This is a genomic window from Streptomyces sp. NBC_00637, from assembly GCF_045161545.1.
Classification (GTDB): domain Bacteria; phylum Actinomycetota; class Actinomycetes; order Streptomycetales; family Streptomycetaceae; genus Streptomyces.
Genome location: NZ_CP109046.1, coordinates 3,553,759 through 3,575,662 on the forward strand (window position 1 = coordinate 3,553,759; position 21,904 = coordinate 3,575,662).

At 72.3% G+C, this 21,904-nt stretch carries 20 protein-coding genes and 2 pseudogenes; 10 read left to right on the forward strand and 12 right to left on the reverse strand.

Features of this window, described 5'->3' with window-relative positions:
- Nucleotides 1–36: 36 nt before the first annotated feature.
- Nucleotides 37–1,794 carry a protein kinase domain-containing protein gene (locus tag OG440_RS15360; protein WP_406007390.1) on the reverse strand — a complete coding sequence of 586 codons (1,758 nt, stop codon included), beginning with the start codon at nucleotides 1,792–1,794 and terminating at the stop codon, nucleotides 37–39.
- Between the two features lie 72 nt (nucleotides 1,795–1,866).
- A complete protein-coding gene (locus OG440_RS15365; RefSeq protein WP_406007391.1) occupies nucleotides 1,867–2,715 on the reverse strand; it encodes a menaquinone biosynthetic enzyme MqnA/MqnD family protein in 849 nt (282 codons plus the stop codon).
- 298 nt (nucleotides 2,716–3,013) lie between these two features.
- Between OG440_RS15365 and OG440_RS15370 the strand changes: the two genes are divergently transcribed.
- The 6 genes from OG440_RS15370 (at nucleotide 3,014) to OG440_RS15395 (ending at nucleotide 7,764) form a co-directional block, all read left to right on the forward strand.
- Nucleotides 3,014–3,217, forward strand: coding sequence for a cold-shock protein (locus tag OG440_RS15370; RefSeq protein ID WP_003974443.1), 204 nt, complete (start codon nucleotides 3,014–3,016; stop codon nucleotides 3,215–3,217).
- Nucleotides 3,218–3,361: 144 nt separating this feature from the next.
- Complete coding sequence (locus OG440_RS15375) at nucleotides 3,362–4,069, forward strand: class I SAM-dependent DNA methyltransferase (protein ID WP_406007392.1); 708 nt, start codon at nucleotides 3,362–3,364, stop codon at nucleotides 4,067–4,069.
- Nucleotides 4,070–4,177: 108 nt separating this feature from the next.
- Entirely contained in the window at nucleotides 4,178–4,981 is an 804-nt protein-coding gene (locus OG440_RS15380; protein WP_406007393.1) for an alpha/beta fold hydrolase, read from the forward strand.
- A complete protein-coding gene (locus OG440_RS15385) occupies nucleotides 4,981–6,303 on the forward strand; it encodes a PP2C family protein-serine/threonine phosphatase (RefSeq protein WP_406007394.1) in 1,323 nt (440 codons plus the stop codon). The genes OG440_RS15380 and OG440_RS15385 overlap by 1 nt, the downstream gene beginning before the upstream one ends.
- Nucleotides 6,300–6,653 carry an STAS domain-containing protein gene (locus OG440_RS15390; protein WP_406007395.1) on the forward strand — a complete coding sequence of 118 codons (354 nt, stop codon included), beginning with the start codon at nucleotides 6,300–6,302 and terminating at the stop codon, nucleotides 6,651–6,653. The genes OG440_RS15385 and OG440_RS15390 overlap by 4 nt, the downstream gene beginning before the upstream one ends.
- Before the next feature lie 151 nt (nucleotides 6,654–6,804).
- Entirely contained in the window at nucleotides 6,805–7,764 is a 960-nt protein-coding gene (locus tag OG440_RS15395) for an aminoglycoside phosphotransferase family protein (protein ID WP_406007396.1), read from the forward strand.
- A 150-nt stretch (nucleotides 7,765–7,914) separates the two neighbouring features.
- Here OG440_RS15395 and OG440_RS15400 read toward each other — a convergent pair.
- A pseudogene (locus OG440_RS15400) lies at nucleotides 7,915–8,613 on the reverse strand (DUF5937 family protein); the annotation flags it as partial.
- Between OG440_RS15400 and OG440_RS15405 the strand changes: the two are divergent.
- Nucleotides 8,613–8,972 (forward strand): annotated as a pseudogene (locus OG440_RS15405) (MFS transporter); the annotation flags it as partial. The pseudogenes OG440_RS15400 and OG440_RS15405 overlap by 1 nt on opposite strands.
- Here OG440_RS15405 and OG440_RS15410 read toward each other — a convergent pair.
- From OG440_RS15410 to OG440_RS15420, 3 genes are all read right to left on the reverse strand, one after another.
- Nucleotides 8,888–9,382 carry a hypothetical protein gene (locus tag OG440_RS15410; protein ID WP_406007397.1) on the reverse strand — a complete coding sequence of 165 codons (495 nt, stop codon included), beginning with the start codon at nucleotides 9,380–9,382 and terminating at the stop codon, nucleotides 8,888–8,890. The pseudogene OG440_RS15405 and the gene OG440_RS15410 overlap by 85 nt on opposite strands.
- A 41-nt stretch (nucleotides 9,383–9,423) precedes the next feature.
- Complete coding sequence (locus OG440_RS15415; RefSeq protein ID WP_406007398.1) at nucleotides 9,424–11,346, reverse strand: AMP-dependent synthetase/ligase; 1,923 nt, start codon at nucleotides 11,344–11,346, stop codon at nucleotides 9,424–9,426.
- A gap of 210 nt (nucleotides 11,347–11,556) precedes the next feature.
- The gene (locus OG440_RS15420; protein ID WP_406007399.1) at nucleotides 11,557–12,915 is read right to left on the reverse strand and encodes an acetyl-CoA C-acetyltransferase; all 1,359 of its coding nucleotides are present in this window, start codon (nucleotides 12,913–12,915) and stop codon (nucleotides 11,557–11,559) included.
- A 101-nt stretch (nucleotides 12,916–13,016) separates the two neighbouring features.
- Here OG440_RS15420 and OG440_RS15425 point away from each other — a divergent pair, with 101 nt between their 5' ends.
- The 3 genes from OG440_RS15425 (at nucleotide 13,017) to OG440_RS15435 (ending at nucleotide 17,357) form a co-directional block, all read left to right on the forward strand.
- Nucleotides 13,017–14,390, forward strand: coding sequence for a 3-oxoacyl-ACP reductase (locus tag OG440_RS15425; protein ID WP_406007400.1), 1,374 nt, complete (start codon nucleotides 13,017–13,019; stop codon nucleotides 14,388–14,390).
- A gap of 8 nt (nucleotides 14,391–14,398) precedes the next feature.
- Entirely contained in the window at nucleotides 14,399–15,277 is an 879-nt protein-coding gene (locus tag OG440_RS15430) for a MaoC family dehydratase (RefSeq protein WP_406007401.1), read from the forward strand.
- A 319-nt stretch (nucleotides 15,278–15,596) separates the two neighbouring features.
- Complete coding sequence (locus OG440_RS15435) at nucleotides 15,597–17,357, forward strand: DUF4157 domain-containing protein (protein WP_406007402.1); 1,761 nt, start codon at nucleotides 15,597–15,599, stop codon at nucleotides 17,355–17,357.
- 45 nt (nucleotides 17,358–17,402) lie between these two features.
- On the opposite strand, the gene OG440_RS15440 is transcribed toward OG440_RS15435, so the two are convergent.
- The 6 genes from OG440_RS15440 to OG440_RS15465 form a co-directional block, all read right to left on the reverse strand.
- Entirely contained in the window at nucleotides 17,403–18,083 is a 681-nt protein-coding gene (locus tag OG440_RS15440; protein ID WP_406007403.1) for a TetR/AcrR family transcriptional regulator, read from the reverse strand.
- 60 nt (nucleotides 18,084–18,143) lie between these two features.
- Nucleotides 18,144–18,452, reverse strand: coding sequence for a DUF4229 domain-containing protein (locus OG440_RS15445; protein ID WP_406007404.1), 309 nt, complete (start codon nucleotides 18,450–18,452; stop codon nucleotides 18,144–18,146).
- Nucleotides 18,453–18,617: 165 nt separating this feature from the next.
- The gene (locus OG440_RS15450; RefSeq protein ID WP_406007405.1) at nucleotides 18,618–19,142 is read right to left on the reverse strand and encodes a GNAT family N-acetyltransferase; all 525 of its coding nucleotides are present in this window, start codon (nucleotides 19,140–19,142) and stop codon (nucleotides 18,618–18,620) included.
- A 59-nt stretch (nucleotides 19,143–19,201) separates the two neighbouring features.
- Nucleotides 19,202–20,365, reverse strand: coding sequence for an aminofutalosine synthase MqnE (mqnE, locus tag OG440_RS15455; RefSeq protein WP_406007406.1), 1,164 nt, complete (start codon nucleotides 20,363–20,365; stop codon nucleotides 19,202–19,204).
- Between the two features lie 122 nt (nucleotides 20,366–20,487).
- Nucleotides 20,488–20,943: an Lrp/AsnC family transcriptional regulator gene (locus OG440_RS15460; protein WP_406007407.1), complete on the reverse strand. Its 456-nt coding sequence runs from the start codon at nucleotides 20,941–20,943 to the stop codon at nucleotides 20,488–20,490.
- Nucleotides 20,944–21,078: 135 nt separating this feature from the next.
- Nucleotides 21,079–21,774, reverse strand: a complete 696-nt coding sequence (locus OG440_RS15465; RefSeq protein ID WP_406007408.1) for a UbiX family flavin prenyltransferase — start codon at nucleotides 21,772–21,774, stop codon at nucleotides 21,079–21,081.
- Nucleotides 21,775–21,904: the final 130 nt, after the last annotated feature.

A 21,904-nucleotide genomic window follows, 5' to 3' on the forward strand; every position in this document is an offset into this window, starting at 1 on the left:
CGACGGCACCCCGTCCGGATCGGCCCCGCGCCCGGGTCACCGTCCGACCTTCGCCATGCGTGCCACCGGGTTGCCCTCCGCCGCGCTGTCCGAGGCGTACGTCAGGTCGTCGCCGGTCGGGGTGAGCCGGATCGTGTGGGGCTCGGGGTTGCAGCCGCTGTGGTTGGTCTCCGCCCCGACCGAGGTGGCGACGACGTCCTTCGCCGTCACCTGCTTCAGCGTCAGGACGTCGACGCAGGCACCGCCGAGCACATCGGTCTGCCGCAGCTCCCCCAGCTTGTCGCCCACGTCGGCCTGTCGGACCGTCACCCGGAAGGTGCCCATCGGGAGGGTGCCGCCGAGGCCGCTGCCCTCGCCCTCCCAGGTGCCGACATAGCGAGCCGGGAGCGCGGTGGGCGCCGCCGAGGGGGCCGGGCCGGTGGTCGTGCCGCCGGTCGGCGCCGGGGCGGCCGGGCCGGAACTCGAACCGCCCGTCGACGGCGAGGAGTCGGCGTCACTGCCGGAGGCGTCGTCGTGGTCCCCGCCGCCGGGCAGCAAGGGGAACAGGAACACCGTCCCGACGGTGACGGCCGCCAGCGCGCCCGCGACCGCCAGCGCGACGGTGCAGCTCAGCCGCCGCCCGCGACCGCCCTCCCCCGGTGTCGCGGTGGCCGCCACGGTGACGGAGACCTTGCCCGGCCGCTGCGGGCCGGTGGCCGCCGGACCGGCGTCCCTCGGCGCGGGGACGAGACCCGGCCCGCCGACCGGAGTGACGGCGCCCCCGCCCATCACCGGCGGCGGCCCGAACTCGCCCAGCGACACCGCCGGTTTCCCCGAGGTCACCGCAGGACTGCTGAAGCCCACCGGCCCGGACGCGACCGGTTGCGCACCGGCTCCCGCTCCCGTCCCCTCCAGGTTCAGCAGCTGTACGGCGCTCCGCCCCAGTTGCTCCACCAGGGCGCCCGGCAGCCAGCCGCCCGCCACCAGTCGGGCGGCGCCCTCGGGGGCGAGCCGCCGGGCCACCTCGGCGGGGGCCGGCCGGGCGGTCGGGTCCTTGGCCAGACACGCCTCGGCCACCGCCCGCAGTTCGCCCCGCAGCCCGGACTCCGGCGTGCCCAGCTCGGGCTGCTCGTGGACGACCTTGTAGAGGAGGGCGGCCGAGGAGTCCCCGGGGAACGGGGGCCGCCCGGTCGCCGCGAAGGCCAGTACCGCGCCGAGGGAGAAGACGTCGGCCGCGCCGGACGCGACCTTGCCGAGGATCTGCTCGGGTGCCATGTAGCCGGGCGAGCCGACGGAGACGCCGGTCGAGGTGAGCGACGCCGTGCCCTCGGTGGCCCGGGCGATGCCGAAGTCGATGAGCAGCGGGCCGTCCATCGTCAGCAGGACGTTGGACGGCTTCACGTCCCGGTGCACCAGCCCCAGTTCGTGCACGGCTCCCAGCGCCTCCGCCAAACCGGCGCCCAGCACCCGTACGGAGTGCTCGGGCAGCGGTCCGCCGGAGGAGGTCACCGCAGCGGCCAGGGACGGGCCGGCCGCGTAGCCCGTGGCGACCCACGGCACGGTCGCGTCCGGGTCGGCGTCCAGGACCGGCGCGGTCCACGCCCCGCCGACCCGCCGCGCGGCCTCGACCTCACGCCGGAAGCGGGCGCGGAACTCCTCGTCGAGCGCGAGGTGCGGGTGCACGATCTTCACGGCGACCGTGCGGCCGCCGGCGCTGCGGCCCAGGTAGACGCGGCCCATCCCGCCGGATCCGAGGCGGCCGAGCAGCCGGTAGGGACCCACGGTCGTGGGTTCGTCGGCTCCGAGCTGCTGCATGCGATGTCCACCTCTCCCCCGAAAGGCGCCCCGCGGGGCCCCGTTGGACTCGGCAGCAGCGTAGTGCCGTGGCTACGGCCGCAGCAGCTCGACCTTCACGTCCGCCGGGAAGCCCGTCGTCGGTCCGACCCGGCGGGCGAACTCGGCGACGGCCTCCAGCTGGGGGCCGCCGAAGCGGAAGTCGAGCGTGGTGAAGTACTGCTCGAGCACCTGCTCGTCGAACTCCTCCCAGCGGGCGGCCTGCTCGGCGACCTTGCCGACCTCGTCGAGGGAGAGGTTGCGGGACTCGATGAAGGCTTCGTGGACCTGGCGGGTGATGACCGGCTCGCGCTCCAGGTACTCCCGGCGGGCCGCCCACACCGCGAAGACGAACGGCAGGCCCGTCCACTCCTTCCAGAGCGCGCCGAGGTCGTGCACCTCCAGGCCGAACTTCGGTGCGTCCAGCAGGTTGGCCCGCAGCGCCGCGTCGCCGATGAGTACGCCCGCCTCGGCGTCCTGCATCATCAGGCTGAGGTCGGGCGGGCAGGCGTAGTAGTCCGGCCGGACGCCGAAACGGTCCGCCAGCAGCAGCTGGGCGAGGCGCACGGAGGTGCGGGAGGTCGAACCCAGGGCGACCCGGGCGCCGTCGAGTTCCTCCAGCGGGACCTTGGAGACGATCACGCAGGACATCACGGGGCCGTCGCAGCCGACGGCGATGTCGGGGAAGGCGACGAGGTCGTCGGCGTTCTTGAGGAACTCGACGAGCGTGATGGGCCCGACGTCGAGGTCGCCCGACACCAGTCGTTCGCTGAGCTTCTCCGGGGTGTCCTTCGTGAGCTCGAAGTCGAGGAGGGTGCCGGTTCTCGCGAGCCCCCAGTAGAGGGGCAGGCAGTTGAGGAACTGGATGTGGCCGACGCGCGGCCGGGTGCGAGAATTGTCCACATCGCGAGGCTAGACCCCATCGGATAGCGTGGGCACTCCACCCCCTCGGTCACCTCGGGTCAACCCCTTTCGGGGATCTTCAAACATCCGGGTGACGTGATCTTGACCTCTATTGCTTTCGGCTGCCCGCATGCTAGGCTCGCCGCAAGTTGCAGTTTGGTTTCCCTTGCAGTACAGAGCCTGCGGAGCATGTAACCGCGGGCTCTCGTCGTTTTCAGACGTATGCAGTTGTGCGGCACTTGCTTTCACGCTTGCAGGGTTCTGGAGCAGGGCAACCCTTTGGGCCCAAGGAGGGCTTATGGCTACCGGAACCGTGAAGTGGTTCAACGCCGAAAAGGGCTTCGGCTTCATCGCCCAAGAAGGCGGCGGCCCCGACGTCTTCGTCCACTACTCCGCGATCAACGCGCAGGGTTTCCGCTCGCTCGAGGAGAACCAGCAGGTCTCCTTCGACGTGACGCAGGGCCCGAAGGGTCCCCAGGCGGAGAACGTCACCCCCGTCTGATCTTCACACCCTGAGATCGCAAGTCTGAGAGCAGTACCCAAGGAGCCCTGTGCCGGTCGGCACGGGGCTCCTGCCTTTGTCCTGCGGCCGGTGGTGGCGCGGAACCGCCCCCGTTGTCGGTGGCTCCTCCTAAGCTCGCCGCCCATGACCGACACCACGGACTCGACCTCCACCACGCCGGACCCGATCGCGCCGGCGTCCGCCCCCGCCACCCCCGGCTTCGTCACCGCCACCCGTACCTTCTACGACGCCATCGCCGAGGACTACGCCGAGCGCTACCGGGACGAGCTGGCGGGCAGGCCGCTGGAGCGGGCCGTGCTCACCGCGTACGCCGAGCTGGTCGGCGCCGGGGGCCGGGTGGCGGACCTCGGGTGCGGTCCCGGCCGGTCGACGGGGTTCCTGGCATCGCGGGGACTCGACATCAGCGGACTCGACCTGTCGGAGTCGATGCTGGCGATCGCCCGGCGCGAGAACCCGACGATCCGGTTCGCGCAGGGCTCGATGCTGGAGCTGGACTTCGCCGACGGGAGTCTGGCGGGGGTCGTCTCCTTCTACTCCTCCATCCACACCCCTGTGGACGAGCTGCCCGCCCTCTTCGCCGGGTTCCGCCGGGTGCTCGCCCCCGGCGGCCATCTCCTGCTCGCCTTCCAGGTCGGCGACGAGCCGCGCCACTACGACCGGCCGTGGGGCCATCCGGTGACCCTCGACTTCCAGCGGCGCCGTCCGGAACGGATGGCCGAGCTGCTCACGGCGGCCGGTTTCGCGATGCTGTCGTGCACGGTGCGGGAGCCGGACGCCGAGCTGGGCGAGTCGACCCCGCAGGCGTTCCTGATCGCCCGCCGGCCTTCCTGACCTCCGCAGGCCTTCCCGACCGCCCGCGGACCGGACGTCCGAGACCTGGCATGGAGTGGCCCGAGCCGGGTACGGGAGTGACGGGCGAGGTTTGGGAAACTGGTGGGTATGGACATCGAGCACAGGAACAACGTCAGCATCACCGGTAACCCGCAGGGGCCCACGGTGGTGCTGGCGCACGGGTTCGGCTGCGATCAGAACATGTGGCGGCTCACGGTGCCCGCACTGGCCGGGAAGTACCGGGTGGTGACGTTCGACTACGTCGGGTCCGGGCGCTCGGACCTGTCCGCGTTCTCGGAGGACCGCTACTCCACTCTCGACGGTTACGCGCGAGACGTGGTGGAGGTGTGCGAGGCGCTGGACCTGCGCGACGCGGTGTTCGTGGGGCACTCGGTCAGCGCGATGATCGGCGTCCTGGCCGCCGACCGGGCCCCGGAGCGCATCGGGGCCCTGGTGATGATCGCCCCGTCCCCGCGGTACATCGACGACGAGGACTACCGGGGCGGGTTCAGCGCGCCGGACATCGACGAACTGCTGACGTCGCTGGAGTCGAACTATCTGGGCTGGTCGGCGGCGATGGCGCCGGTGATCATGGGGAACCCGGAGCGGCCCGAGCTCGGTGAGGAGCTCAACAACAGCTTCTGCGCCACCGACCCGGACATGGCACGCGTCTTCGCCCGGACCACGTTCCTGTCGGACTCGCGGGACGACCTGAAGAGCGTGCGGGTGCCGACGCTGGTGCTGGACTGCACGCAGGACGCCATCGCGCCACCGGAGGTCGGCGCCTTCGTCCACCGGTCGATCCCCGGCTCGACGCTGATCACCCTCGACGCCACCGGACACTGCCCCCACCTGTCGGCGCCCGAGGCCACCAACGAGGCGATCACCGCCTTCCTCGCGGGGCTGCGGTGATGTGTCGGCCGGGTCGGCAGCCCGACCCGGCCGACGCCGACAACGGCCGGACCTCCGACGCCGCGTTCGCCGCGCTGCTGGAGGACAGCGCCGAGGACCTGTACGAGAGCGCGCCGTGCGGCTACCTGTCCATGCTGATGGACGGCACCATCGCGAAGATCAACGCCACACTGCTGGACTGGCTCGGTCTGGAGCGGGAGGCGGTGGTGGGCCGGATGCGGTTCACCGACCTGCTGACCGTGGGCGGCAAGCTGTACCACGAGACCCATTTCGCGCCGCTGCTGCGCATGCAGGGCAAGATCGGCGGCATCGCCCTGGAGATGAAGCAGACCGGCGGCGGCCGGATGCCGGTGCTGGTCTCCTCCGTGGTCAAGTACGGCGGCGGCGGCGAGCCGCTGCTGATCCGCACCACCGTCTTCGACGCCCGGGACCGCCGCGCCTACGAGGAGGAACTCCTGCGCGGCCGCAGGGCCGCCGAAGAGGCGCACCGGCGGGCGGAGGCCGACCGCGCCAGGTTGCAGGAGGCCCTCGCGGTGCTCCAGCAGTCGCTGCTGCCCGCCACCCTGCCGCCGGTGCCCGGGGTGGAGACGGCCGCCCACTACTACACCGCCTCCCCCGACCGGCTCGGCGGCGACTTCTACGACGTCTTCCCGGTCGACGGCAAACGGTTCGCGTTCTTCCTCGGTGACGTGTGCGGCAAGGGGCCCCAGGCCGCCGCCGTCACCTCGCTGACCCGCTACACCCTGCGGGCCGCCGCGCTGCACGACTGTGACCCGGTCGCGGCCCTGTCGACGCTCAACAAGGTGCTGCACGAGCGGTACTCCGCCGGCGGCGACCCGCGCTACTGCACCGCCGTCTTCGGCGTTCTCGAACCCGACGTGGAGAGCGGGCGGGTCACCGTCCGGATCGCCTCGGGCGGCCACCCGCCGGTCCTCGTCCTGCGCGCCGACGGCACGGCCGACTTCCTGCCCACCCCGGGCGGCCTCCTCGTCGGGGTCCTGCCCGACGCGCGTTTCGTCGCCGCGACCACGGTCCTCGCCCCCGGCGACACCGTCCTGCTCTACACCGACGGCCTCACCGAGGCCCGTGTCGGCGAGGACCGGGACCACCTGTTCGGCGACGAGGCCCTGCGCGACTTCGCCGCCCAGCACGCCGGCCGGTCCCCGCAGGCCGTCGTCCACGCCCTGACCGGTCTGCTGGACGAGTTCGGCGACGGCCTCGACGACGACACCGCGTTGCTCGCGCTCGGCGTCCCCGCCCCCGACTCCGGCCCCGACTCCGACTCCGACTCCGATTCCGAGGCACCGAAGAACACGCCATGAGTCCGCTGAAGATCACCGCACGAGACACCGCGACCGGCCCGGTCCTGGAGATCCTCGGCGACCTCGACTACACCCACGCCGGCGAGCTGCGCGACCTGCTCGCCACGCTGACCCTCCGGCCGGGCCAGCTGCTCATCCTGGATCTGGCCGGCATGGACTTCTGCGACTCCAGCGGGCTCACCGCGCTGATCGCGGCCCGGCACCACACCCACGCCGCCCACGCGGACATCGCGCTGGCCGCCGTCCCGGCCAACACCCTGCGCGTCCTGCGCATCGTCGGCCTCGACCAGATCTTCACCCTGCACCCCGACAGCGAGAGCGCCGCCCGCAACCCGCGGCCGAGCCACTGAGCGACCACCCCACCCGACCCCGCCCCTATTGAACACGTTCAAAAAGTCTGCCAGGGTCTGGGCATGAGAGGGCGTCCAGCACCTGAGGAGCCGAGCGGACCGTGCGGGTCACGAGCCGGATCTTCCCGGGCGAGCCCGGCACAATGGGGTCATGATCGAGGTACCGCAGGCCTTCGTGAACGGCACCGTCCAGCGGGAGGGGAAACGCGGGGCGAGCTGGGTCGAGGAACTTCCCGCGCTGGTCGCCGAGTTGCTCGACCGCTGGGGTTGCGTGCCCGACGGTGACGTCCTGCACGGCGGCGTCGGGATCGTCGTACCGGTGCTGCGACGGCCCGACCGGACCCCCGGCGTCATCAAGGTGTCCTTCCCTCACCCGGGCAACGTCCACGAGCCCGACGCCTTCGCCGCCTGGGGCGGGCAGGGGGCCGTCCGGCTGTACGAGCGGGACGACGCGCACTTCGCGATGCTGCTGGAACGGGTGCGGGCGTCGTCCCTCGCCGAGGTCGAGGACGCCGAGGAGGTCGCCCTCGTCGCCGGGCGGATCAGCCGTCGGCTCGCCGTCCCCGCGCCGGACGGCCTGCCCCGGATGAGCGACATGGCCGCCGGGTGGAAGCGGCAACTGCACCGCGACCAGGCGGAGTTCGCCGACGCCCTGCCCACCCGCACGGTCGACGCGGCCCTGGACACCGTACGAGAACTCGGGGGCGGCCGGACCGATCTGCTCGTCCACGGAGACCTGCACGCCCGTAACATCCTGCGCGCCGACCGTGAACCGTGGCTCGCCGTCGACCCCAAGGGATGGGCCGGGGACCCCGCCTACGACGGCGGCACCCTGCTCAAGCCGCTGATCTTCGGACACGTCATGCGGCACGGCGAGGGCGACCTGCGCCGGGTCGCCCACCGCATCCTCGACCACTTCGCGGAGGCCGCCGGACTGGACCGCGAACGCACCCGCCGCTGGGCGCAGTTCCACCTCGTCCAAGCCGCCTTCCACGGGCGACGCCGCGGGTTCCGCATCGCCCGCGAGGGCCCCCGCCTCGACCTCGTCACCCAGTTCCTGGACCGGCTGGCGGAGACCCTCACCCCGTATCGGCACCCCTCACACCCCTGAGCCTCACACCCCTGAGCCTCCCGTCCGGTCGGTCTCAGGTCGTCCCGCCCGTGCCGCCGCGCCGGGAGGACGGCCCCGACGAGCCGAGCGGCGGTTCGGCCCAGACCGTCCGGTGCCTGGGCCGAATTCCTCGCCCGCGCCGTGAAGTGATCAGCGCAGTACGGCCGCCAGCAGGTCGGCTCCGAGCGCCGTCACGGCGGGCAGATCGAGCGTGTGGCGGACGTAGCGACCGTCCCGTCGGGCCGTCAGCAGCCCCGCGCGGCGCAGGGCGGCGAGGTGGCGGGAGACCTCCGGCGGTGTGAGGTCCCAGGCGTGGGCCAGTTCGCGGTTGGTGTGCGGGCCGCGGGCCAGGGTGCGCAGCAGCCGCAGCCGTACCGGATGGGCGAGTGCCTCCAGCCGTAGGGTGACCGTCTCCAGCGATACCGGCTCCGCCGGACCCGGCTCGTCCGTCGGGTTCTGGACGACCGGGTACTGGACCACCGGCTGCCACCCGGGCGCGTGGACCGCCACCAGGTGCGGACGGCCGAAGACACTGGGGATGAAGGTGACTCCGGTGCCATGGGCGGCGGTCGCCTTGTCCTGGAGCTTGTCCACGACGATGCAGTCGCCGTCCGGTGCCAGGGTGACCGCGTCGGAGACCGACGCGAGGGCCGCGCCGATGCCCTGACGCTTCAACAGGTCGTTCTTCAGGCGCAGGTCGGTGGCGAGTCGTACGGCGACGTCCGCCCAGGCGGCGTCGAAGAAGGCCTCGCCGCACTGTTCGAGGGTGTGGCGCACCCGCGCCCGCACGGCGGCCGGGTCGGCGAGCAGCCGTTCCGCGAAGGCCTCTTGCAGCGCGCCGCAGGACTGACGGCTGGGGAGCGCCGGCCGTCGCCGCGGTGTCCGTGGTCTGCACCCTGGGCGAGATCGTCTACGCGGGCAGCGCCACCGCGCTGGTCACCGTCCTCGCCCCGGCGTATGCCCTGGGGCGCGTCCTCGCCCGCTTCGGGCTGTCCACGGGCTTCGGCCTCGCCGTCTCCCCGGCGGTCATCACCGCTCTCGCGTCCCACGGGCCGGCCGCGCTCTGGGGCAGCCTCGCCGGTGCGACGCTCCTCTCCGCCTCCGCCGTCGCCACCGGGAAGGATCAGGGAACGCAGCCCAGGGAATCCGGAGCCGGGCCCAGCGGATCTTCCGCCAGCACCTCCGGAGCGCTCAGTGCCGCCTCGTAGACCTGCCGCTCGAAGACGAAAGGCCCCAGGGGCAGTTCGCCCCACTCCGCACGCTCCGGGTAGTGGAAGCCGGACCAGGTGACGGTCGTGGGGGTCACGGCGACGCGGGCCATGAGGGGCCAGCACTGCCAGATGCCGCAGGGGCAGCCGAGGAGTGGGGTCCGGTCTGCCGTACGCAGGAACGGGTTCTCCGTGAAGTCGAGGACGCCCAGCCCGCCGTGCTGCCCCCAGATCAGCTCGGCCGACTCCCGCTCCTGTTCCTCGAACTGCCCCTCCAGCTCCGGCCGCCACAGCTCCCGCGTCGCCCAGGCGGTCAGCGCCCGCAGGTCGACCCCGTCGACGCGAACACCCCAGACCGGGGCGGCGGGGCGATCGTCCCAGGGACAGTGGAAGAACTCGACACGGTTCACGCACCGCATACTTCCCGGCCGGGCGTCACCCCGCGAACCCTTTAGTGCTGGTACAGCCCTTCCACCTGGTCCGCGAAGTCGGCCAGGACCGCCTCCCGGCGGAGTTTCATCGACGGGGTGAGGTGGCCGGCGTGCTCCGAGAAGTCGGTCGGGAGGATGGCGAAGCGGCGGATCGACTCGGGTCGGGAGACCAGCTTGTTGGCCTCGTCGATCGCCCGCTGGAGCACGGCGCGCAGTTCCGGGTCGTCCATCAGCAGCTCCACCGGGACCGGGTGCTTGCCGTTCATCTGGCGCCAGTGGGTGAGGCCGTCCGGGTCGAGGGTGAGGAGCACGGAGACGTAGGGGCGGCCGTCGCCGAGGACCATGGCCTGGGAGATCAGCGGGTGGGAGCGCAGCCAGTTCTCCAGGGGCGCGGGGGCGACGCTCTTGCCGCCCGCCGTGATGATCATCTCCTTCTTGCGGCCGGTGATCGTCAGATAGCCCTCGTCGTCCAGTTCGCCGAGGTCGCCGGTGGGCAGCCAGCCGTCGGGGGCGGCGGGGACCACTCCCCCGGCCGCCGGGTCCCAGTAGCCCCGCAGGACGTGGTCGCCGGCGATCAGGATCTCGCCGTCCGCCGCTATGCGGATCTTCGTCCCCGGCAGCGGCCAGCCGACCGTGCCCAGGCGGGGTTTGAGCGGCGGGGTGACGGTGGACGCGCCGGTCGTCTCCGTCAGGCCGTAGCCCTCGTAGATCTCGATGCCCGCGCCGAGGTAGAAGGCGGAGAGGCGCCGTCCCAGGGGCGAGCCGCCGCAGATCGCGTGGCGGACGCGGCCGCCCATGGCGTTGCGGATGCGCCGGTAGACGAGCGGGTCGTACAGGGTGCGGGCGGCGCGGAGGGTGGCCGCCGGACCGGATCCGGTGCCGGTCTTCTGCGCCTCGACCGCCTCGCCGTAGCGGCGGGCCACGTTGACCGCCCGGTCGAAGGAGGACAGCTTGCCGCCGGCCTCTGCCTTCGCGCGGGCGGTGTTGAAGATCTTCTCCAGCATGTACGGGATGGCCAGCAGACAGGTGGGTCTGAAGGCCGCCAGGTCCGGGAGGAGTTCGTCGGCCTTCAGGCTCGGGGCGTGGCCGAGGCGGACCCGGGCGCGGACGCAGGCGATGGCGACCATGCGGCCGAAGACATGGGACATGGGGAGGAAGAGGAGGACGGAGAGATCCTCGCCGCTCGACTTGAAGATCGGGTAGAGGAGCTCGATCGCGTTGTCGACCTCGGCGAAGAAGTTGCCGTGGGTGAGGGCGCAGCCCTTGGGGCGGCCCGTGGTGCCGGAGGTGTAGATGAGGGTGGCGAGCGTGTCGGGGACGAGCATTCCCCTGCGGATCTCGACCTCGGCGTCCGGTACGTGCTCGCCCGCCTCGATCAGCCGGTCCACATGCCCCTTCTCCATCACCCACAGGTGGTGCAGGTCGGGCAGCCGGTCGAGTTCGGGGCCGAGGGCCGCCGCCTGGGCGGTGCTCTCGGTGACCAGGGCGACCGCGCCGGAGTCGTGCAGGATCCAGCGGGTCTGGAAGACGGAGGAGGTCGGGTAGATGGGGACGGTGACCAGGCCGGCCGCCCAGGCCGCGAAGTCGAGCAGCGTCCACTCGTAGGTCGTGCGGGCCATGATGGCGAGCCGGTCGCCGGGCACGAGGCCCTCCGCGATCAGCCCTTTGGCCACCGCGTGGACCTGGGCGGCGAAGCGTTCGGCCGTGATGTCCGTCCACTCGCCGTCCTGGCCCCTGCGGCTGAGGACCACCGCCTCGGGGGCGGCGGCCGCGTTGTCGTAGGGCAGGTCGGCGAGCGAGCCGTACGTCACCGGGCGCGCGAACGCCGGTACGGAGGCCTCCCGTACGGCGCCGTCCAGCCGTCGGGTCTCGGGTTCCACCAGCGTGGGGGGAGCGTCGGGGTCGGCGAAGGCCGAACCGGCAGCTGGATACGGCGTGGACACGGGCGGCTCCCTGGGCGTGCAGCGACGAAACTGCTTGCTGCATGACGTACGTGCCTCGCGCACCGAGGCGTTCAACCGGGATGCCCCCTAAGAAAGGGGTTACCGCCAGTTAGGTAGGGGATCGTACGGCGCTCTCGTGTGGGGCTTGTGCGTGTTCCGGGAGGTTCCGGGGCTGGGTATGTGCAATCTCGCGGATTATCTGAGGAACGTTCACGTTCGTTCCAGAATCGCCGTAACTCCCTGCCCGCCCGCCGCGCAGATCGAGATCAACCCCCGTGCGGGGCCCTCCCGTTCGGCGAGCAGCTTGGCCAGGGTCGCCACGATGCGGGCGCCGGTCGCCGCGAAGGGGTGGCCGGTGGCGAGGGAGGAGCCCGCGACGTTGAGGCGGTCGCGGTCCACCGGCGCGAGACCCTGCTTCTCCCAGGCCGCGAGGGTCGCGAGCACCTGGGAGGCGAAGGCCTCGTGGATCTCGACCAGGTCGAAGTCCTCGATGCCCAGACCGGCTCGCTCCAGCATGCGCGGGACAGCGTACGCGGGTGCCATCAGCAGCCCGTCCTCGCCGCCCGCGACATCGCCGCGCACGAAGTCGACGGCCGCCGTCTCGTACGCCGTCAGATAGGCGAGCGGCTCCAAGCCCCGCGCCTCGGCCCACTCCTCGGAGGCGAGGAGCACGACCGCCGCGCCGTCCGTCAGCGGCGTCGAATTGCCCGCCGTCATGGTCGGGTCGGGGCCGTCGGTGCCGAACACCGGCTTGAGCGCGGCAAGTTTTCCCACCGTGGAATCCGGCCGCAGGTTCTGGTCGCGGGCCAGGTGGCGGAAGGGAACCACCAGGTCGCCGAAGAAGTCGCGTTCGTAGGCGGCGGCGAGCCTCTGGTGGCTGGTGGCCGCCAGTTCGTCCTGGGCCTCGCGTGCGACACCCCAGGCGCGGGCGGTGACCGCCGCGTGCTCGCCCATGGAGAGACCGGTGCGCGGTTCGGCGTTGCGCGGGATCTCGGGGACCAGATGGGACGGGCGGATCCGCGCGAGAGCCCTGACCCGGTCACCCGTCGACTTCGCCCGGCGGGCTTCGAGGAGGATGCGGCGCAGGCGGTCGTTCACGCCGAGCGGGGCGTCGCTGGCGGTGTCGGCGCCGCCCGCGATCGCGGACTCGGTCTGGCCGAGCGCGATCTTGTTGGCGGCGGCGATCACGGCCTGGAGGCCGGTGCCGCAGGCCTGCTGGATGTCGTAGGCGGGGGTGCGGGCGTCGAGCTTCGAGCCGAGGACGGTCTCGCGGGCGAGGTTGAAGTCGCGGCTGTGCTTGAGGACGGCCCCGGCGACCACCTCCCCGACGACGCCGGGCACGTCGAGCGCGTAGCGGTTCGCCAGGCCGTTCACGGCCGCTGTCAGCATCTCCTGGTTGGAGGCGGTGGCGTAGGGGCCGTCGGATCGGGCGAAGGGGATGCGGGTGCCGCCGACGATCGCCACCCGGCGGATCCGCGGCAGCTCCGGCCGGGGTTGCGGCTCGCCGCTCTCCGCGACCTTCAGGTGGCTCACTCGCCGGCTCGCCCGTGACGGTTCCGAGGTACTCATCTCGACCTGCTCCTCACCCGTGACCTAGACTTACCCACGGTAACCTTACTCCAGAGTAAGCACCTGGTACGAGGTGCGCGCCGAGCCCGTGGGAGATCATCATGGCCGACCGCTATCTGAGCTTCACCGCCACGGCCCCCGGCCGGTTCCTCACCTCGCGGCTCGGGCTCCCGCAACCGGCCGCGCTCCGCCGCTGGACGGACGAACGGCCCTGTCTCGAAGGCCGGTTGCTGCACCTCACCGCCGGCGGGCCCTCCGCACTCGACCTCGCGCCGGTCCTGGCCCGCACCGGCCTGCCCACGACCACCGGAACGGCCTCCGCCCCCACGGGGACGGACTCCACCCCCGCCGGGACGACCTCGGCCCCCGCCGGGGCCGCCGGGCCCGTCGCCGTCGTGCTGGACGCGACCGGGGTCCGCGACGTCGACACGCTCGCCGAGGTGCACGCGGCCCTGCACCCGGTCGTGCGGTCGGTGGCGGCGAGCGGGCGGGTCGTCGTGCTGGGCGCCCCCCTGGACGCCCGGGACCACCATCAGGCGGCCGTACAGCATGCCTTGGAGGGGTTCACGCGGTCCCTGGGCAAGGAGATCGGACGGGGCAGGACCGTCAACCTCGTCCGGCTGACCGACGCGTCCGCCGCCGAGTCCACCCTGCGCTTCCTCCTCTCCCCCAAGTCGGCGTACGTCAGCGGCCAGGTGATCGAGGTGGGGGCCGAGGCGCCCGACGGCCCCGTCGACTGGGCGCTTCCCCTCCTCGGCCGCACCGCGCTCGTCACCGGCGCCGCCCGCGGCATCGGGGCCGCCGTCGCGGAGACGCTGGCCCGGGACGGCGCCCATGTCGTCGTCCTGGACGTACCGCAGGCCGAGGAGGACGCCCGCCGGGTCGCCGCGCGGCTGGGCGGCACCGCCCTCACACTCGACATCACGGCCGCCGACGCGGGCGAACGCATCGCCGCCGAACTCCCCGACGGACTCGACGTACTGATCCACAACGCGGGGATCACCCGGGACCGGCGACTGGTCAACATGCCCGCCGAACGCTGGAGTTCGGTGCTCGACGTCAATCTGGCGAGCGTGCTGCGCACCACGGACGCGCTGCTCGCCAAGGGCGCCCTGCGGACGGGTGGGCGGATCGTGGCCACCGCCTCCATCGCCGGACTCGCGGGCAACGCGGGACAGACCAACTACGGCGCGAGCAAGGCGGGCGTCGCCGGGCTGGTCCGGTCCCTCGCGCCCCACGCGCTCGCCGAACACGGGGTCACGGTGAACGCGGTCGCGCCCGGCTTCATCGAGACGAAGATGACGGCCGCGGTGCCGTTGTTCCTCCGCGAGGCGGGCCGCCGGATGAACTCCCTCGCGCAGGGCGGCCTGCCCGTCGACGTCGCCGAGACGACCGCCTGGCTCGCCCACCCGGCGTCCGGCGCGGTGAACGGGCAGGTCGTGCGCGTGTGCGGCCAGAGTCTGCTGGGGGCGTAGTGACCGGCATGGTGACCTTCCTCTCCGGGCCACCCGCCCTCGGGCCGCGGCTCGCCCTCGGCGCGCTGCGCTCGCCGTTCAGGCGGCCCCGGCCGGGCGTCGCGTTCCCCGGCACCGGCGACCGGCTCGTCCTGCCCGGCCTGCGGGTGGACCTGGCCCGGCTGGCGGCCTACGAGCGGGTGTGCGCCTTCCCGACCGGCGAGGACTCCCTGCCGCTCACCTATCCGCACGTCCTGGGCTTCCCGCTGGCCATGCGGATCATGAGCGGCCGGGGCTTCCCGCTGCCGCTGCTCGGCCTCGTCCACACCTCGATCGAGATGACCCGCCACAGCGCCCTCGCGGCCACCGGCAGCCACGAACTCACCGTGTACGTCGAGCGGTTGGCCGCACACCGGCGAGGAACCGCGGCGGTCGTCGTCACGGAGATGCGGGACGGCGACGCGCTCGTCTGGGAGTCGACGAGCACATATCTGACCCGCCACCGCACCGAGGCCACGCCCGCGCCCCGGGAAGCGGAGCCGGGTGCCCCGCCGTCGGCGCCGGCCCCCTGCCCGCTCCCCGTGCTCGACGAGTGGCGGCTCGCCGCCGACGTCGGACGCCGCTACGGCGCCGCGTCGGGCGACCGCAACCCCATCCACCTGCACCCGCTCACCGCCCGCCTCTTCGGCTTCCCCCGGGCCATCGCGCACGGCATGTGGACCGTGGCCCGCTGCCTCGCCGCGCACGGCACCCCCCAGGCCGTACGGGTGCGGGCGGAGTTCCGGGCACCGGTCCTGCTGCCGGGAACGGTGGCCTTCGCGTCGGACGCCGAACGGTTCGAGCTGCGCGGGACGGGAGAGACGGGACGGGTGCATGTGAGCGGCCGGGTGGATCCGCTCGTCCCGTGACGGGACCCGGGAGACCGGACGCCGGGGAGACCGGTGCGTCGTATACCCCCGGCCCGGGAGACCGGACACCCGGACACCGGTGTCCCGTACCCCCGGGGCCCGGGAGACCGGACGTCCGGGAGACCCCACCCGGGACACCTGCGCGCCCTGTCGCCGGGCGGGGCGCCGCTTGCCCTGGCCGTCACGGCACGCTTCCGCCGGATCGCCCGGTGGTCCTGCGCGATCGGCCCCCATCACTGCCCCGGAGGTCCTTACCCCGGCCGCGTCCGGTCGAGCACAGTGGTGGGTTCAGCCGGATCCGTCTCTGAAAGGAGCGTCCATGCGCGCGCAGGACCAGGAGAACGACCTGGGTAACACCCGCCGGCCCAAGGCCGGGAGGGGCACCCCACGGTCGTCGCTCACGGGACCGGCGGCGGGACTGCTCGCCCTCCAGCGCTCGGCGGGCAACGCGGCGGTGACGCGTGCCATCGAGGAGCAGCGGCACGAGCACGGCCCCGGCTGCGGCCACGCGGACCGGTCGGTCCAGCGGGCCGCGGAGACCGACGAGGCGCAGCAGACAGCGGTGCAGCGCCAGGTGTCGCTGGCCGAGGTGACCGGATCCGGCGGCCGGGGTCTGGACCCGCGCATCCAGGCCAAGGCCGAGCAGGCGTACGGCATGCCGCTCGGTCACGTGCGCGTGCACAACGACGCGACCGCCCAGCGCGCGAGCGCCGACTTCCAGGCCCACGCCATGACCGTCGGGCATCACATCCTGCTCGGTTCGTCCCAGGTGGACGACGAGACGATGTTCCACGAGCTCGACCACGTCCGGCAGCAGTCGCAGGGCCCGGTGGCGGGCACCGACAACGGCTCGGGCGTGAAGGTGTCCGACCCGGGCGACGCGTTCGAGCGTCAGTCGACCGCGAACGGCCGGCTGGTCGCCCAGGGTTCGGCCCCCGACCTCTCGCTGCCCGGCTCGGCGGGCCACGGGGCTCCGGTGCAGCGGGCGGCGGTCGGCACCGGCGAGCGGCACAGCGTGCAGCGGATGCCCAAGGAGGCGACCAAGTCCAAGGGCGGCAGGGGTGGCAAGGGCGGCAACAAGGCCACCGTGGCGCAGGCGATCACCAAGGCCCTCGTGGAGAACCACGGCTGGAAGGCGTACGGCGGGCAGCAGAACAAGACCGTGCACTTCCCGGTCCCCTCCGACAACGCCCCCGCGCATGCGAAGAGTGAGGGGCTCAAGGGCTCCGCGCTGAGCGCGATGTACCACGGCACCGACAACATCCGGAAGGAACGCTCCTTCTCGGCGGAACGCCCGGAGCAGGCCCTGCGCTGGATCTCCACCGTCACCTTCAACTACCTCAACGACCTGCGCAAGCAGCCCGAGGAAGTACAGGCGGGCGTGAGCGCCGTCCAGCAGGAGGGGCCGGAGGGCGCCGCGACGCGGTACCAGCTGTACATCTCGTCGAACAAGGACGGCGCCAACAAGGCACTCTCCGACCTGTACGAAGGCAAGGCCAGCGCCGCGGAGTTCCTCAAGGCCATTCTGCAGGCCGGCGCGTCGAACCTCCCCGGCCGCACGGCGCTGGAGCAGAGGCACGCTCAGAAGCTGGCCTCACGTCTGCTGGGCGACCAGCAGGGCAGGGACGCGTACAGCGCGGTTCTCCAGGCTCTCGGTGGCTCGGTGAGCGTGCCCGCGAAGCGGGAGGACGCCGCCACGGACGGCCTGCACGCCGAGCGCCGCATCATGGAGAGCGCGCCGGCGGGAAGCGTCTCCGCGATCGCCGGGGTCAAGCGGCCCTGCATGGTCTGCTACATGGAACTCTTCGTCGGCGACGACTCCAAGCGCCCCGGCCCCTACTGGCCGAGCAAGGCCTCCAACATCGGGGAGTCCGACTACACCATCGCGAACGCCGACATGCTCGCGCTGCGCATCCACACGGCGGCGCAGACGGGCGGCGGCACGCACGTCAGCCTCCGGGTCGACTGCGAGGGCCAGGAACGGGTGGACACCGGATACGGTTCCGAGTCCGACTCCTCGGCCTCGGACAGCGAGCAGGCCCCGACGCTGATACCGGCGGACGCGATGGACGTGAGCTGAGGCGCCACCCCGCGGGAATGCCCGCGGGCTCTGCCGCGGGGCTTTTCAGGCCTCCGGCGGGGTCCAGGGGCGGCCGTCCATGAGGTTGCCCAGGCCGGCCCAGGCGAAGTTCATCAGGGTCGCCGCCGTCTGGCGGGCGGTGGTGCCGTCGGCGGTGTTGGCCCAGGCGGCGAGGGACTCGGCGGCGCCGACCAGCGCCTCGGCGAGTCCGGCGACCTCGCGTTCGGGGAAGTCGGCGTCCAGGGGGGTCCCGCCGCACGAGCGAAGCCGGGGGTGGGGGACGGCCTCCCTGGCCGCGACCACGATCAGCTGCGTGACGAAGGCGACGATCTCCTCGCGCATCGCCGTGACCTCGGCGGCGAAGGGCTCCCCGTGCGTGCGGGCCTGGAGGTGCAGGACGGACCAGGCGTGCGGATGCTCGGCGGTGTGCGCGAAGAACGCCCGCAGACCGTCCCAGAGTTGGCGGTCGGCGGGCAGGTCGGTGCGGACGCCGTTGCGTACCGCCTCGACGAGCGCCTTGGCCTCGCGCCTGATGCAGGCGGTGAAGAGCTCTTCCTTGGAGTTCAGGTACAGGTACACCAACGGCTTGGACACGCCCGCGAGTTCGGCGATCTCGTCCATAGACGCGGCCATGTACCCCCGGCGGCCGAAGGTCTCCACGGCGGCGTCGAGCATCTGCTGCTCGCGGACCGCACGCGGCATCCGCTTGGTCTTCACGGTCCCCATGCGCACAGCGTAGTTGGGCCCACCCGGGTCATCGCCCGGCCGGCCCCGCCGCCCGGTGCGCTAGGAGGTCTGCGTCTGGCCCTGGGGCCGGGTCGTCTCGTCGATCGCGGCGTCCTCCTGGGACTTGTTGGCCTCCAGGTTGGCCTTCATACGGTCCACCCGCTGCACCACGTGCACCGAGGCGCGGTCGCGCTCCTTGCGCAGCACCACGAAGCTGATCGGCGCGGAGATCACCAGCGAGAGCAGCAGGATCCACATGATGTTGGAGTCGCCGAGGCCGCGGGGAACGACGCCCGAGTAGACGAGGCCCCAGACGACCACGAGGCAGCCGGCGAAGACACCGAGGCGCATCAGTGTGTAGCGGAGCATGTCAATCCACTCTTCCGATTCCAAAAGGGGCCGTCGTCCAGTGAAGCACGCCGGGGACCCGATCTTGCATCGGGGTGCGAGGCGTCGGAGCGCTCCGGCCGGAGCCGTCCGGTCGGGGCCGTCCGGTCGGCGGCGGGAGTCCGGGGCGGGGGGTGCGGGCCGGGATCAGGTCAGCGGCAGCAGCATGATGATGTCGTCGCGGTCGTCGCCCGGGGCGACCCTGATGGCGCCGGGCACCCGGCCGACCTCCTTGTAGCCGCAGGAGGCGTAGAAGTGTTCCAGGCCGAGTCCGCCGCGGCAGGTGAGGCGGATCGCGTCGATGCCGTCGAAGCCGCGGGCCTCCTCGGCGGCGGCCGCCAGCAGGTCGCGGCCGTAGCCCCTGCCCTGGTGCCGCGGGTGCACCATCACCGTGTAGAGCATCACCCAGTGGGTCTGGAGCCGGTGGGTGTTGAAGCTGAGGAACGCCGTCGCCGCCACCTCGCCGGCCGGGTCGTGGCCGACCAGCAGCCGGGTGCGGCCCTCGACCATCTGGACGAGGTGGCGGACCAGTTCCGGCCGGACCGTCTCCCGCTCCACCGGCGCCACGAAGCCGACGGCTCCGCCCGCGTTGGAGACGTCCGTCCACAGGTCGAGGATGCCGTCACGCAGGGCGGGGGTGACGGCGGGGTCGAGAGTGAAGGTAAGGGCCACACCAGGATAGTAGCCCTTACCCGCCTGCCTTTACCCACCGCTGCGGTCGTCCGGTCGGCTCACACCCGCATCGGCTGCGGCGACTCGCGGAGCGCCGGGTCGGGGCCGTCGTACTCGCGAATGATCTCGTACCGCGTGTTGCGCTCCACCGGGCGGAAACCGGCGTCCCGGATGAGGTCCAGCAGGTCGTCGCGGGTCAGCTTGTTCGGGGTGCCGTAGTTGTCGGCGTCGTGCGTGATCTTGTACTCGACGACCGAGCCGTCCATGTCGTCGGCGCCGTGCTGGAGCGCGAGCTGCGCGGTCTGGACGCCGTGCATGACCCAGAAGACCTTGACGTGCGGGACGTTGTCGAAAAGCAGCCGGGACACCGCGAAGGTCTTGAGGGCCTCCGCGCCGGTCGCCATCTGGGTGCGGGCCTGGAGCCGGTTGCGGACCTTGCCGTCCTTCATGTCCACGAAGTCGTGCTGGTAGCGCAGCGGGATGAAGACCTGGAAGCCGTTCGTCTCGTCCTGGAGCTCACGCAGCCGCAGGACGTGGTCGACGCGGTGACGGGGCTCCTCGATGTGCCCGTACAGCATGGTGCACGGGGTCTTGAGCCCCTTCTCGTGCGCCAGCCGGTGGATGCGCGACCAGTCCTCCCAGTGGGTGCGGTGGTCGACGATGTGCTCCCGGACCTCCCAGTCGAAGATCTCGGCGCCGCCGCCGGTCAGCGACTCCAGACCGGCGTCGATCAACTCGTCGAGGATCTCGGAGGCGGACAGCCCGCTGATCGTCTCGAAGTGGTGGATCTCCGTCGCCGTGAACGCCTTCAGGGAGACGTCCGGCAGCGCGGCCTTCAGCTCCCGCAGCGAGCGCGGGTAGTAACGCCACGGCAGGTTCGGGTGCAGGCCGTTGACGATGTGCAGCTCGGTGAGGTTCTCGCCCTCCATCGCCTTGGCGAGCTTCACCGCCTCCTCGATGCGCATCGTGTACGCGTCCTTCTCGCCCGGCTTGCGCTGGAAGGAGCAGTAGGCGCAGGAGGCCGTGCACACGTTCGTCATGTTGAGGTGACGGTTGACGTTGAAGTGCACGACGTCGCCGTTCTTACGGGTCCGCACCTCGTGCGCCAGTCCGCCCAGCCACGCCAGGTCGTCCGACTCGTACAGCGCGATGCCGTCCTCACGGGTCAGCCGCTCACCGGCCCTGACCTTGTCCTCCAGCTCGCGCTTGAGTCCGACGTCCATGCCCCTACCTCTCTACGACTTTCCACGTCAACGCCACCGACGCCGTCGAGGCGCCACCGACGACCAACCGTACGCCCCCGCCCTTCGGGCGGGACGTGCCCCCGGACAGCCCCACAACGGGCCTAGGCCTCCTCGGGAAGCTCCCCGACCCGGTTCTCCCACTTGGTGGACAGCACGATGGTGGTCCGGGTCCGGGACACGCCCTTGGTCCCGCTGAGCCGCCGGATGATCCGCTCCAGACCGTCCACGTCGTTGGCCCGCACCTTGAGCATGAACGAGTCGTCGCCGGCGATGAACCAGCAGTCCTCGATCTCGCTGAGGTCCTTCACCCGGTTCGCCACGTCCTCGTGGTCGGCGGCGTCGGAGAGGGAGATGCCGATGAGGGCGGTGACGCCGAGCCCGAGCTGGGCGGCGTTCACCGTGGCGCGGTAGCCGGTGATGACACCGGCCGCCTCCAGCCGGTTGATGCGGTCGGTGACGCTGGGTCCCGACAGACCGACGAGGCGCCCCAGCTCCGCGTAGGAGGCCCGGCCGTTCTCCCTCAGGGCCTGGATGAGCTGCCTGTCCACCGCGTCCATGCGATCGAAGCCTTCCGGTGAGGAGAGATGAAGAGGTGTGTGGGGGGAGCGAGTTCGTGCGTGCGTGAGATGGCGGCTCCTGAAGCCGGCGGGAGGCGAGGTGCGTGCCGCCGACGCCGCCCGAGCCACCGGCGCTCAGGCGGGAGGTCGCGAGCCGCCGCCGATCTCGCCCTTCCAGCGGCGGTACAGACCGTGCCCGACGCCCGCCGCGTCGAGGACCCGCCCGGCGACGAAGTCCACCAGGTCCTGGATGTGGGTGGCGCCCGCGTAGAAGGCCGGGGAGGCCGGCACGACGCTCGCGCCCGCCTCGTCCAGGGCGACCAGATGACGCAGGGTCTGCCCGTTCAGCGGGGTCTCCCGCACGGCCACGACCAGCGGGCGCCGCTCCTTGAGCGTCACACTCGCCGCCCGCTGGAGGAGGTCCTTGGACAGCCCGAGGGCGACCCCGGCCACGCAGGCGGTGGAGGCGGGCACGATCAGCATGCCCTTCGTGGCGTACGACCCGGAGGACGGTCCGGCGGCCAGGTCCCCGGCCGCCCAGTACCGCACGCGGTCCCCGGCGTTCTGCCCGTCGTCCTCGCCGTCGGCGTGGCCGCCCAGGTCCACGTCGAAGGTGCCCGGCTTGCCGTCGGCCCCGCGCGCCAGCCATTCCCGCAGGTCGTCACGCCAGTGCGCGTCCCGGAAGGAGATGCCCGTCTCGTCGAGCAGGGTGAGCCGCGAGGCCCGGCTGACCACCAGGTCGACGCTCTCTCCGGCGGCGAGCAGCGCGCGCAGCACGGCGGCGGCATAGGGCGTACCGGACGCCCCGGACACCCCCACGATCCAAGGCACGCGCTGCGTTTCTCCTGCGTTCACACCTTGAGCGTACCGGTGGGCGGAGAGGTCTTCAGGACCGGTCGGCCCCGGAGCCCTCGTACCCACCTCGCTCCCCCCGCCCGCCCGTTCACCCGGACGGACCACA